The 12758-nt window shown below is 67.8% G+C and carries 9 protein-coding genes and 1 tRNA gene; 1 reads left to right on the top strand and 9 read right to left on the bottom strand.

All coding sequences use genetic code 11. The annotated features are described in order from the left end of the window. The 3 genes from QZV84_RS10945 to QZV84_RS10935 form a co-directional block, all read right to left on the bottom strand. Positions 1-815, bottom strand: an 815-nt coding sequence (locus tag QZV84_RS10945; RefSeq protein WP_292829361.1) for an ice-binding family protein, incomplete at its 3' end; no start/stop codon positions are given. A gap of 1007 nt (positions 816-1822) precedes the next feature. Next, positions 1823-2404: an isochorismatase family protein gene (locus QZV84_RS10940; protein WP_292829359.1), complete on the bottom strand. Its 582-nt coding sequence runs from the start codon at positions 2402-2404 to the stop codon at positions 1823-1825. Continuing rightward, a complete protein-coding gene (locus QZV84_RS10935; RefSeq protein ID WP_292829357.1) occupies positions 2401-4749 on the bottom strand; it encodes an efflux RND transporter permease subunit in 2349 nt (782 codons plus the stop codon). The genes QZV84_RS10940 and QZV84_RS10935 overlap by 4 nt, the downstream gene beginning before the upstream one ends. 58 nt (positions 4750-4807) lie before the next feature. Here QZV84_RS10935 and QZV84_RS10930 point away from each other — a divergent pair, with 58 nt between their 5' ends. Then, positions 4808-5767, top strand: coding sequence for an EamA family transporter (locus QZV84_RS10930; protein ID WP_292829355.1), 960 nt, complete (start codon positions 4808-4810; stop codon positions 5765-5767). Between the two features lie 8 nt (positions 5768-5775). Here QZV84_RS10930 and QZV84_RS10925 read toward each other — a convergent pair whose 3' ends face one another. From QZV84_RS10925 to topA, 6 genes are all read right to left on the bottom strand, one after another. Beyond that, the gene (locus tag QZV84_RS10925) at positions 5776-6171 is read right to left on the bottom strand and encodes a hypothetical protein (RefSeq protein WP_292829353.1); all 396 of its coding nucleotides are present in this window, start codon (positions 6169-6171) and stop codon (positions 5776-5778) included. Positions 6172-6233: 62 nt separating this feature from the next. Next, positions 6234-6306: transfer RNA gene (locus tag QZV84_RS10920), tRNA-Thr, on the bottom strand. A gap of 83 nt (positions 6307-6389) precedes the next feature. Then, positions 6390-7958, bottom strand: coding sequence for an alpha/beta hydrolase (locus QZV84_RS10915; protein ID WP_292829351.1), 1569 nt, complete (start codon positions 7956-7958; stop codon positions 6390-6392). Further along, positions 7955-9157, bottom strand: a complete 1203-nt coding sequence (locus QZV84_RS10910) for a DNA polymerase III subunit delta' (protein ID WP_292829349.1) — start codon at positions 9155-9157, stop codon at positions 7955-7957. Before QZV84_RS10910 ends, QZV84_RS10915 begins: the two co-directional genes overlap by 4 nt. A gap of 9 nt (positions 9158-9166) precedes the next feature. Next, positions 9167-9862, bottom strand: a complete 696-nt coding sequence (gene tmk / locus QZV84_RS10905; RefSeq protein WP_292829347.1) for a dTMP kinase — start codon at positions 9860-9862, stop codon at positions 9167-9169. Continuing rightward, a complete protein-coding gene (topA, locus tag QZV84_RS10900; RefSeq protein ID WP_292829345.1) occupies positions 9859-12618 on the bottom strand; it encodes a type I DNA topoisomerase in 2760 nt (919 codons plus the stop codon). Before topA ends, tmk begins: the two co-directional genes overlap by 4 nt. Between the last annotated feature and the right edge of the window lie 140 nt (positions 12619-12758).

The following is a 12758-nucleotide window of genomic DNA, read 5'->3' as shown; positions in this document are numbered from 1 at the left end:
CCCGGCTCACCCGGTGCTCCCGGCTCTCCAGGGGTTCCCGGAGGGCCCGGGGGGCCTGGTTCGCCGTCGTCACAGCGCGGGTCGGTGAACACATTGTTGTCGAGCGTCACTGCCCCGTTGCGAGCTAGAGCACGGCCCTCGACGGTCGTCCCGGAATTCACCGTGATCGATGTCAGGGCCATGATCGTTCCGACGAAGTCCGTTTCACTCCCGAGAGTGGCTGAGCTGCCGACCTGCCAGAACACATTGCAGGCCCGGGCGCCACCTGTGAGCAGGACGGTACTGTTCGACGCGGTGATGAGGGTTTCAGGGATCTGGAACACCCACACGTCGTCGGGACCGCCCTGGAGCGTCACGGTGCCGGTGAGTCCGGCAGTGACGGGGAAGGTGTACACGCCCTCGAGAAGGGTCAGCCCACCGAGCTCGACCGCGAGAGTGGCGTCCGCAGCCTGACTCGTCGCACTGTTGTAGGCGGTGACGAGGTCGACTTTGGCCTGCGCTGCGTGAGCATCGGCTGCGTGGGTCGTGCCCCCGATGACGAGACCCGGCGGGAAGCCGGTGATCGCCGCTCCCGGGTGGACGCCGAGATCACCGTTCAGAACGGTCGGCGTGACGGTGTTGGTCACGGTCGACCCCGCGAGCACGACGTACGAATCTGCCGTGCCGAGCCCGATCGCCGTTGCGGCGTACGCGCCCGGAAGGCCGACGGCCAGGGATGTAACGGTGAGTCCCGCTACCAACAGTGCGGCGAAGCCCGCCTTGGCTGGCCGCGAGATGCTCGCAGAATGCGAGCGGAGGGACGTGTGGGTTCCCATAGGAACCGCCTATTCTTCCCCCAAGATGCGGGGGATCACGGCCCGAAGTGAGCCATCGCTCACGGTACGGTTGAAACCCACATTTACCTAGCAATTCGGACATACCCGGCGCCCGAGGCGGCTCAAACTGTGAATGTGCCTGGCCGGCGAGTGTGAAACGGCTGGTTCTTCTGTGCGCGGCGCGTCCGTAGGCTACCTTGGATCGGGCGGTCGCGAAGCTAATGGGCCCAGATATCGCGCGCCTCGAGCTTCGAGGACCGGACAACCTCGGCATCAAATGCCTCAGTCGTACGTCCCGGCACGAGCGGCAGGCGCTTTGGTGCCGAGGCTTCCCATCACCCAGCGGTCGAGGCGCTCGTAGGCGGTGTCGCGCGGCGAACGTCAAACACCGGCCCTTGAGGTCTCGGCCGCGGCGTGGTCTGACGCCGCCGGCAGCGACCAGGATCCGCGCCCCAGTCCTCCGGTCGACGCCGAGCGGGAGCACTGCACCGGTCAGGAAATCACCCGCTTGCATCCCCGCCCAGAACACCTGGAGCAAGTCAGGTCGAATACGAAGTGAGTACATCGCCACAGCACACCATCTCTCGAGGTGCTGCAACCACCGCAAGAACCCAAGGCTCCCTCAACGGAGTTGGAGAGATCTGAGTACACCATCACTCGCTCGATATCGGGGTAGCCAGCCTCGTGAAGTGCTGACAGGTACCACCGGCCACGGCTACCTCTTCCGCTCGGTCGGGGCCACCTATGGGCGGTACGGGGCCACAAGCCGCCAACACGAGCGAAGCCGCAAGAAGGGAAGCACCGACTACGACACGTCTGCGCACGCCAGCATGCTAGGCATCCTTGCCAAGAAGCGCCGACAACATTTTGACAACATCTCTACGCTTCGCTTCGAGCCACACGGGGCCCACGCGCATGGAGGACGTCCGTGTCAGTCATGCGCTCGTGGATCTCGCCCGTTCCGGGTCGGATACCGCAGCTTCGAGCGCCGCGCACCTTGCTTCATGTCAGCCACCCGACTCGATCAGCTCCGCGCCGGCGTGGGCGATCTCATCCAGCGCCTTCTGGCTGGAGTCAGGATGCACACCGGCGACGAGGTCCGTGAAGATCCGCACGCGCCGCCCGTGCTCGATCGCGTCGAGCGCTGAAGCGCGCACGCAGTAGTCGGTCGCGAGGCCCACGACGTCGATATCGATGATCCCGTGCCGTTCGAGGAGCGAAGCGGCGGTCGTGCCGTCGTCGGCGACGCCTTCGAACAGTGAGTATGCCGGCTTGCCCTGGCCCTTCTTCAGGTGGTGGGTGATCGACGACGTGTCGAAGCCTTCGTCATACTCGGCTCCGTATGTACCCGCGACGCAGTGCGCCGGCCACGTGTCGATGAAGTCGGGCTCGCCGGCCGCGAAGTGGCCGCCGTTGTCGTTGTCGCCGTCGTGCCAGTCGCGCGATGCGACGACGATCTCGTAATCCACCGCATGCGCGCCCAGGAAGCGCGTGATGCGTTGGGCGACCTCGTCACCTCCGGCCACACCGAGCGCACCGCGCTCGGTGAAGTCGTTCTGCACGTCGACGACGAACAATGCTCTGGTCATGACTCGAGCGTACGACGGTACTCCTCGCGTGTCAGGGGGTGGCTGTCGTCTGCGACGAACCCGGGCTCATCAGAGAGCACCTGCCCCGTCTCGGGCATCGGCGCCGCCGCATCCACGCCCCGACGCCAGAGCTTCGAGGGCCACCAGATCGCCCGCCCGATGTCGTAGGTGACGGCAGGAACGAGCAGCGATCGCACGATGAAGGTGTCCAGCAGCACGCCGAACGCGACGATGAACGCGAGCTGGGCGAGGAACAGGATCGGGATGACCCCGAGCGCCGCAAACGTCGCGGCCAGCACCAGCCCCGCGGACGTGATCACGCCGCCCGTCACGATCAGGCCGCGCAGAATGCCTGGACGTGTGCCGTGCACGAGGGATTCCTCCCGCACCCGCGACATCAGGAAGATGTTGTAGTCCACGCCCAGCGCGACGAGGAAGACGAACCCGTACAGCGGCACCGATGGATCCGCGCCGGGGAAGCCGAGCACGTGGTTGAACACGAGAGCGCTCACCCCCAGCGCTGCACCGAACGAAAGAACCACGCTGAGGATCAGCACCACCGGGGCGACGATCGCCCGGAGCAGAAGCATGAGGATCAGCAGGATCACGAGCAGGATCACCGGGATGATGATCGTACGGTCGCGGATCGAGGTGTCCTTCGAGTCGATGTCGATCGCGGTGACACCGCCCACAAGAGCCGTGCCCGTGCCGACTGCGTCGTCGAGGCTCGCCCGGAGTTCGCGCACCGTGTCTTCGGCCGCCACCGAGTCCGCGGCATCCGTCAGCGTGGCGATCAGCAGTACATCGCCCTCGGAGACGGTAGGAGCGGGTGCCTCTGCTCCCGGAGGGCCGGCGACGACGTACACGGCAGCGCCGCCCTCGATCGTGACGCCGGCCTGCCCTGTCGGCGAGTCCTCAGCCGCTGTCGCAACGGATTCGATTCCGTCGCTGTCGGCGAGGACTCCGACAGCGTCGACGACGTCCTCCTCCGGGACGATGACGTACGCGGGACTGCCCGACCCTGCCGGGAAGTGATCGCCGAGCACGTCCTGGCCGTCGCGCGCCTGCGAAGCCCCCAGCACGAGATCGCTCGAAGGCACCCCGTCGGCCTTGAGCTGCAGCAGACCGGCGGCGGCCACCAGCAGCACGATCGTGCATGCGATCCACACCTGTCGTGCGTGCCGTGCGACGAAGCGTGCCTGGCGCGGCCAGAATGTTGTTGTTCTCTGGGGCTCCGTCCCAGACCCCCGGCTCTCTGACGCACGCCCCTGGGGCTGCATCAGATCGTCGGGGATCGACACGACCCCGTGCTTCGGGATGAACGGCCAGAAGGCCGCCTTGCCGAACAGCGCGAGCAGAGCGGGGAGGAAGGTGAGCGCGGACAGCACGGAGAACGCGATGCCGATCGAAGCGATCGGTCCGAGCGCACGGTTGGTCGCGAGGTCGGACAGCAGCAGGCAGAGCAGACCCGCGATGACGGTGCCGCCCGAAGCGATGATCGGCTCGAACGCACCGCGCCAGGCCTGCGTCGTCGCCTCCCACCGCCGGGCTCCCGTGCCGATGGCCTCGCGGAACCGCGCGACGTACAGCAGCGCGTAGTCGGTCGCAGCACCGATCACGAGGATGAAGAGAATGCCCTGCACCTGCCCGTTGAGCACGACGATGCCGGCATACGCGAGCCACCACACCGTCAGCAGCGCCACGCACAGTGCGAAGAGTGAGGTCATCAGCACCAGAATCGGCAGAAGCGGTGATCGGTAGACGATCACCAGGATGACGAACACGGCCAGCAGCGCGACGATCAGCAGCAGCCCGTCGATGCCCAGGAAGCCCTTGACGAGGTCGGCCGTGAAGCCCGCTGGCCCTGTCACCCACCCGTCCAGCGCGCTCGGCAGTTGCTCGGAGAGCATCGTGCGGATCTCCTCGACGACGACGCGCACCTCGCCGGACGAGTCGATCGGCACGAAGATCTGCATCGCTTCGCCGTCCTCCGAGAGGATCGGCGGCGAGACACCGTCCTGCACGCCGTCGATGCCGGCGATGTCGTCGCTCAGCGTCTGCACGGAGGCGAACTCGTCATCGGTGAGGGCCCCCTCGCCCGTCACCACGACGACGGCCGGGATCGTGTCAGCGCCGAGGAAGTCGGGCAGCCGCTCGCTCACCTGCGTGGCATCGGCGCTCTGCGGCAAGAACGAGGACTGATCGTTTGTCGCGACTTCGTCGACTTTGCCGAAGTACGGGCCGCCGATAGAGCCGCCGACGAGCCAGATCAGCACCAGCAGAACCGGGATGCCGACCCTCAGCCATCGCGTGGGTTGACTGTGAGAGGGGCGAGGCGAGGTCATATCGCTAGCTTATCTAGCGAAATGACCTTGCGTGGCAAATCCCTATGCTGGAACGACCATGCTTTCGGCCGGACTCGCGCTCTTCGGCGCCGTCGTCTACGGCGCAGCGGACTTCTTGGGCGGACTCGCGGCCAAGCGGCTGCGCTCGATCGTGGTGACCGCCGCGAGTGCGGCATCCGGCCTGCTCCTTCTCACCGTGCTGCTGCCGGTCGTCGGCGGAGAGTGGGCACCCGCGGACCTGGCATGGGGCGCGCTGGCGGGAGTGTTCGGAATGATCGCGATCGCGCTGCTGTACGCGTGCCTCGCGATCGGACCGATGAGCATCCTCTCTCCCCTGACAGCCGTCGTCTCGGCGGTCGCGCCGATGCTGTGGGGCCTGTTCGTCAACGGCGAGACGCTCTCGCCGATCGGCTATCTCGGTCTGGGCATCGCGCTCGCAGCCGTCGTGCTGGTGGGGTTCATTCCCGGAGAGCGGGTCGTGCGGCCCGGTGCGCGCGGACTTCTCATGGCGATCGGGGCAGGCCTGGCGATCGGGGCGTTCCTGATCGCCATCGATCAGACCAGCCCGGAGAGCGGGCTCGTGCCGCTTGTGATGACCCGCGCGACGACCGTGACCATCACCGCGGTCATCATCGGCGTCCTCGTGATCCGGGCGATTCGCACGGGGCGCCGCGCGGCCTCCGTGCTGGAGATGTCGGGAGTCGCGCTCGGCGCCACGCCGAGCGGGCACGCCGATCTCGAGCACGCCGCGGACAGCGGCCGGGTCGGTGTTCCGGCATCGCTTTCGCGAGCATGGACGCTCGCGCTCATGTGCGGAGTGGTGGATGCCGCCGCCAATGCCGTCATGCTGCTCGCCTTGCGGATCGGCGACCTCTCGATCGTGTCGGCCCTCACCGCGCTGTACCCGGCCGGAACGATCATCCTCGCGGCGGTCGTGCTGAAGGAGCGGGTCGGCAGAGTGCAGTGGGTGGGCCTTGCCCTTGCGCTGCTGGCCGGCGGCATGCTCGCGCTTGCGTGAGTGCCGGATCAGCCGCGCACGAAGAGCAGGATCGACGATGTCGCGAGCGCGACCACGCCGAGGCCGATCAGTCCTGCAGCCAGCACCGCGAGCGAGCGCACGAGCGGTGACCGCTGGGTCAGGCGCATGCGGTTGTTCCAGCCGCGGCGGGCGAAGATGTCGTACATGCCGGCCTCTCCGACGACCGCGAGCTGCTCGTGGGTGAGGGGCGCCTCGTTGACGCCGCCGTCCTCGTCGAACCAGCGCACCACCGTGCCGTGCTCGGTCGGTTCGACCACTGCGCGCGCCGGCACCCAGGTTCCATCGAAGAGGTAGGCGATCAGGGCGATGCCGGCGAGCAGGGCGCCCGCGCCGAAGCCGATCCAGGTGAAGATCTCGAGGACGGCGTCGAGCGCTGCGCTCATCTTGCTGATCCACCCCGTCTTCGTTCCTGCAGGGCCGACGAATGAGGCTGACAGCCTCTCGGAGCCACCTGAGAGAATCGAACTCTCGACCTTCTCATTACGAGTGAGATGCTCTGCCGACTGAGCTAAGGTGGCGCGCGCTGCTTGCGCGATGCACGATCATCGATCTTACAGGGTCGCCGGAGCCCCCGCAGACGCGGCCGGCTGCGGCATCCGCTCTACTCGCATCGCAGGCCGTCCTCGGGCACGGTCCCCTGCAGCAGATACGCCTCGACGGCGGCATCCACGCAGGCGTTGCCCTTGTTGTAGCCGGTGTGGCCTTCGCCGACGCGGGTGATGAGCACACCCGATGACAGCTGGTCGGCCAGCGACACCGCCCACTCGTACGGGGTCGCCGGGTCGTTCGTCGTGCCGATCACGACGATCGGCGCGGCGCCTTCCGCGGAGATCGCGCCGCGAGTGCCGGTCGGCGGGTGGGGCCAGGACTCGCACGGATCGGGACCGGACCAGTAGGGGGCGACGGTCGGTGCCTCGGCGGCGATCCGCGCATCACTTGCGGCCTTGGCTTCGTCGCTGGTCTCGAGCGGGTAGTCCATGCAGTTGTAGGCGCGGAAGGCCTCGGTGGAGTTGTCGAGGTACGTGCCGCCCTCGCGGTTGTAGTAGAAGTCCGCGAGCTGGAACGCGATCTCGGGATTGCCCTGCAGCACGTCGGTCAGTGCGGCCGACAGGTACGGCCAGCTCTCCTGCGCATACAGCGCCGCGATGATGCCGGTCAGCAGGGAATCGGCGCCGAGCAGGCGGCCATCGGCCGCGGGAAGCGGTGATCGCTCCACGCTGGCGAGCATCGTGCCGAGGTCCGCCATCCCCTCGTCGACCGTGCCGCTGAACGGGCAGTCCGACTGCGTCAGACAGTCGGCCATGTACGCGCGCAGGGCGGATTCGAACCCGATCGCCTGGATCGTGCTGACGTCCACGCCCGATACGGCCGGATCGATCGCACCGTCCAGCACCAGGCGCCCGACGCGCTCGGGGTAGAGCTGCGCATAGGTCGCACCGAGGAACGTCCCGTACGAGTAGCCGAGATAGTTCAGCTGCTTATCACCCAGCACCGCACGCATCAGATCCATGTCCCGGGCGGCGTTCTCGGTCGTGATGAAGGGCAGGATGCCGTCGCTGTTCGCCTCGCACGCGTCGGAGAACTGCTGGTTCCACTGTTGGCGCTGCGCCGTCCAGCCATCGGACCCACGCGGGTCGGTGGGGATGTCGAAGAGGTACGAGTCCATCGCGGCGTCGTCGAAGCAGGTCACGGCGGTCGACTCGCCGACGCCTCGCGGATCGAAGCCGATCACGTCGAACTGCTGCTGCAGCGCCGAGCCGACCGCGAAGTCGACGCTGTCGCGGATCAGGCTGACACCGCCGGCCCCCGGACCACCCGGGTTGGTCAGCAGGGACCCGATCGCGCTGCCGGACTCGGCGCGCTGGCGGATCACCGAAAGCTCGATCTGGCCTGCAGACGGGTCGGACCAATCCAGCGGCGCGGTCAACATCGTGCATTCGAACGCTCCGCAGTCCGTCCAGGACAGGGTCTGCTCGTAGAAGGGCAGCAGGTCCTCGGCGATGCCGTCGGTGTCCGGCGCCAGGCTCGAGGACGACGAGGGCTTCGACTCGGGAATGATCGAGTAGAGACAGCCCGACAGCGCAACGGACGCCGCAGCCAGTCCGGCGACGATCGCGATGATCCGGCGGGCGCGTCGAGGTGAGTTCGGACGCAGCAAGGTGTTGTTCACGGGATCCTCCCGCTCGCAACGGTCACGAGCATGCTTTCCAGGGCGAGGGTCGGGGCGACGTTCTGTTCGAGGTTGCGACGGGTCTCGGCGATCCGGTCCAGGACGACGAGGGAGCGCTCCACCGTCCAGGCCGAGGCCAGGGCACGCAGCTCCGGCTCGAGTTCCCGATTGATCAAGTCTCCGTCAGCGCGGCCACCACGGCCGAACTGCAGCATGACGACATCGCGGAACATCGACTGCAGATCCGTCAGGACACGGTCGATCCCGTCGCGAAGGCTGCGCGTCGCCCGGCGCTTCTGATCGTCCTCGAGCGCGCTCAGCTGCGAACGCACGGCCGGGGGCACTGCGGCTCCCTCTGCGATGCCGAGCGTGCGCAGCAGGCTCGAGCGCTCGGCGTCGTCGCGTTCCGCGGTCAGCGCCTTGGCGTCGTCTGTGGCGGCGGCCACGACGCGGCCGGCGACCTCGACGGCATCACCGACGCTGCGCACGGCCAGGACCCCGCGCAGCATGTCGTCGCGGCGCGCGCGGGCCGCAGCATCCGTCGCGAGTCGCTGCGCCATGCCGATGTGGCGCTGGGCATGGCGAGCGGACTGCTCGGCGACCGCGAGGTCTGCGCCGGTGCGCTGCGAGATGAGACGCGCGACGTCCTCGATGTCGGGCTCGCGCAGCCGCAGGGTGCGCACGCGCGAGCGGATCGTCGGCAGCAGATCGGCGTCGCTCGGCGCGCACAGCACCCAGACCGTTCGCTCCGGGGGCTCTTCGAGGGCCTTCAGCAGGACGTTGGAGGTGCGCTCGACCATGCGGTCGGCATCCTCCACCACGATCACGCGGTAGCGGCCGAGGGAAGGACCGAAGTACGAGCGCTCCACGAGCGATCGTGCGTCCTTGATGGAGATGATGACACCCTCGGTGCGCAGAGCGGTCATATCGGGATGCGTGCCGGACAGCACCTGCCGCATTGCCCGCTCATCACCCTCCTCGGCGATCAGCGCAGCGGCGAACGCGTAGGCGAGGGTGGATCGACCCGATCCGGGCGGTCCGGTGATGAGCCAGGCGTGCGTCATCGACTCGGGGTCGGATGCCGCCGCCCGCAGCGTCGCGACGGCCTCGTCCTGCCCCCACACAGCGCCCCACGGGAGATCGGCCGCGACCGGGGGCGAAGTCACCGCCGGAGCGTCCGCAACCGCCGCGCTGTCCATGGGCCCAGCCTAATCGGCGTCACCGACGGCCTTTTCCGCATGGGCGTCCAGCAGGGACTGCACCCGACCCTGGATGTCGGTCGCGAGATCGGCCGATCCGCGCGACGCATCGAGGACGAGGAAGCGATCGGGCTCTGCGGCGGCGAGTGCGAGGAACTCCGCCCGGACTCTGTCGTGGAACGCGGACTGCTCGGACTCGAGCCGATCGAACGGCTTGTCATCGGCGACGAGTCGCGCGCGCGCGAGTGCAGGGTCCAGATCCAGCAGGACGGTCAGGTCGGGAAGCAGTCCCTCGGTCGCCCAGAGTGACAGGTCGCGCACCTCATCACGACCGAGGACGCGGCCGGCGCCCTGATATGCGACGGACGAGTCGAGGTACCGGTCCTGGATCACGACCTCTCCACGCTCGAGGGCGGGGCGCACGAGGTGCTCGATGTGGTGGGCGCGGTCGGCGGCGTACAGCAGGGCCTCCGCGCGCGGCGCGATCTCCCCCCGATGGTGCAGGACGATGTCGCGGATCAGGACGCCGACCTCCGTGCCGCCGGGCTCGCGGCTGCGCGCCACCGTGCGTCCCCGGGCGGCGAGCCACTCCTCCAGGAGCGCCGCCTGCGTGGTCTTGCCGACGCCGTCGCCGCCCTCGAAGGTGATGAACACACCGCGGACCGGGCCGGCTGCTTCGGCGGCGGGCGCGACCGGTGGGCTCACTTCTTGGCCGACGCCTTGCGGGCGTTGGTCGCCTTGCGCGCAGGGGTCCGCTTGGGAGCCGGGCCCTTGGCGCGCTTTTCGGCGATCATCTGCACCGCGATCTCATAGGTGATGTCGTCCACGGTCTGGCCGCGCGGGATCGTCACGTTTGTCTCGCCGTCGGTCACGTACGCGCCGAAACGGCCGTCGCGCACCCGGATCGGCTTGCCGCTGACCGGATCGTCATCGAACTCGGCCAGCGCACTCGACGCACGCCTGGCTCCGTATTTCGGCAACGCATAGATCGCGAGCGCCTGCTCGAGGTCGATGTCGAAGATGAGCTGCTCGTTATCCAGCGTGCGCGAGTCGGCTCCCTTCTTCAAGTACGGTCCGTAGCGGCCGTTCTGCGCCGTGATGGGCTCTCCCGACTCCGGGTCGATGCCGACGGTGCGGGGAAGCTCCAGCAGCCGCAGCGCCGTGCCGAGGTCGATCGTGTCGACCGACATCGACTTGAACAGCGACGCCGTGCGCGGCTTGGGCGCGGCATCCTTCTTCGCCGTGCTGGTCTTAGAAGCCGCTGCGGTCTTCGAGGCGGGCTTCTTCTTCGGCGCCTCTTCGACGATCTCCCCGGTGGCCTCGTCGACGACGGTGGGATCCTGCGGCTCGGTCTCTTCGACGTACGGGCCGAAGCGGCCGTCCTTCACCACGACGAGCTTGCCGTTTTCGGGGTTCTCCCCGAGCACGCGGTTGCCGGCGACCGGAGCATCGATCAGCTCCTGCGCCTTCTCGGGCGTGAGCTCGTCGGGAGCGAGTTCTTCGGGGATGTTCACACGGCGCGGCGGGGCGTCGGGATCAGCGGGGTCGATGACGTCGAGGTACGGGCCGTACTTGCCGAACCTCAGGGTGATCGTGTCGCTGATGCGCGTCGCATTGAGTTCGCGGGCATCGATCTCGCCGAGGTTCTCGACGATGTTGCGCAGCCCCGGCTGAGCGTCGGAGCCGAAGTAGAACTCGCGCAGCCACGCAGTGCGCTGCTGCTCGCCGCGGGCGATCGCGTCGAGGTCGTCTTCGAGCCCCGCGGTGAAGTCGTAGTCGACCAGGTCGGCGAAGTGCTCCTCGAGCAGACGCACGACGCTGAACGCGAGCCAGCTGGGCACGAGTGCCTGACCGCGCTTGGTGACGTAGCCGCGGTCGAGGATCACATCGATGATGCTCGCGAAGGTGGAGGGGCGTCCGATGCCCTTCTCCTCGAGCGCCTTGACGAGGCTCGCCTCGGTGTAGCGCGGCTTCGGAGTGGTCGCATGGTCCTTGGGCTCGATCCGCTCGAGCCGCAGCGCATCGCCGACGGCAAGCAACGGCAGCGACTGGTCGTCGGTCTTGTCGGCGTCGCTGCGCTTCTCGTCGCGACCCTCTTCGTACGCCTCGAGGAAGCCCTTGAAGGTGTATACGGTGCCGGATGCCGTGAACTCGGCACGCTGGACGGCGCCGTCGACCGGCGCGTCGACCGCGAGCGTCACGGTCGTCGTCTCGTACTTGGCGTCGGCCATCTGGCTGGCGACCGTGCGCTTCCAGATGAGGTCGTACATTCGCTCCTCGTCGCGGTCGAGCTCGCCCGAGACGGAAGCCGGCGTCCGGAACTGCTCACCCGACGGACGGATCGCCTCGTGCGCCTCCTGCGCGTTCTTGCTGTTGCTGCGGTACACCCGAGGGTTCAGCGGCACGGCCTGCTCGCCGTAGAGCGAGACCGCCTGCTCGCGTGCCGCGGTGATCGCCTGAGTGCTCAGAGCCACCGAATCGGTGCGCATGTAGGTGATGAAGCCCTTCTCGTAAAGACGCTGGGCCACGCTCATCGCGTGCTTGGCGCTCATCGAGAGCTTGCGGCCGGCCTCCTGTTGGAGCGTCGAGGTCGTGAACGGCGCCTTCGGGCTGCGCGTGCCGGGCTTGGATTCGAGTGCGGTGACGGATGCCTCACCGACACCCTCGATCGCAGCCGCGAGTGCGCGGGCCTTGGCTTCGTCCAGGACGACGACGACCTTCTTCAGCTGGCCGCGGTCATCGAAGTCGGTTCCGCGGGCCACGGGCGCTCCGTCGAGACGGGCGAGGCGGGTGGTGAACGATTCGGCAGCCTTGACGGCGAGCGCCTGGACATCCCAATAGCCGGCCGTGACGAACGCCATGCGCTCGCGTTCTCGGTCGACGACCATGCGAGTGGCGGCGGACTGGACGCGGCCTGCACTGAGCGCGGCGCCCTCGCGGCCGCTGCCGACCTTGCGCCAGAGCACGGGCGAGACATCCCAGCCGTATAGACGGTCCAGTACGCGGCGGGTCTCCTGCGCGTCGACGAGGGCGAGGTCGAGTTCGCGGGTGTTCTCGACCGCGGCGCGGATGGCGTCCTTGGTGATCTCGTGGAACACCATCCGGTGGACGGGAACCTTCGGCTTGAGCACCTCCAGCAGGTGCCACGCGATCGCCTCCCCCTCGCGATCCTCATCCGTGGCGAGCAGGACTTCGTCGGCCGTCTTGAGCGCGCGCTTGAGCTCGGCGACCGTCTTGGTCTTGCGGTCGTTGACGACGTAATAAGGGTCGAAGTCGTTGTCGATGTCGATCGAGTACTTGCCGTACGCCGTCTTCTTGTCGGCCGGGATGTCCTTCTTGCTCGCGAGATCGCGGATGTGCCCGACCGAGCTGAGTACCTCATATTCGTCGCCGAGGTACCCCTGGATCGACTTCATCTTCGTCGGTGATTCGACGATGACGAGCTTCTTGCCTGTTGCCACCGGGGGCGTCCTTTCGTCGAAGCACACCATACACGCGCCTCACTGGGGCTCCGCCCCAGACCCCCGGCTTGCTGACGCGCGCCCACACTGGGGCTCCGCCCCAGACCCCCGGCTTGCTGACGCGCGCCCACACTGGGGCT

Source organism: Microbacterium sp. (genome assembly GCF_011620715.1).
In the GTDB taxonomy this organism is placed as follows: Bacteria; Actinomycetota; Actinomycetes; order Actinomycetales; family Microbacteriaceae; genus Microbacterium.
The sequence above is the reverse complement of the archived record's forward strand: the minus strand, read 5'-3'. Positions and strand labels throughout refer to the sequence as shown.

What these genes read in the sequence shown, in the direction of transcription:
- QZV84_RS10910 (WP_292829349.1), bottom strand. Translation starts at nt 9,157, where the DNA reads ATGGACAGCGCGGCGGTTGCGGACGCTCCGGCGGTGACTTCGCCCCCG.
- QZV84_RS10940 (WP_292829359.1), bottom strand. Translation starts at nt 2,404, where the DNA reads ATGACCAGAGCATTGTTCGTCGTCGACGTGCAGAACGACTTCACCGAG.
- QZV84_RS10935 (WP_292829357.1), bottom strand. Translation starts at nt 4,749, where the DNA reads ATGACCTCGCCTCGCCCCTCTCACAGTCAACCCACGCGATGGCTGAGG.
- QZV84_RS10925 (WP_292829353.1), bottom strand. Translation starts at nt 6,171, where the DNA reads ATGAGCGCAGCGCTCGACGCCGTCCTCGAGATCTTCACCTGGATCGGC.
- QZV84_RS10930 (WP_292829355.1), top strand. Translation starts at nt 4,808, where the DNA reads ATGCTTTCGGCCGGACTCGCGCTCTTCGGCGCCGTCGTCTACGGCGCA.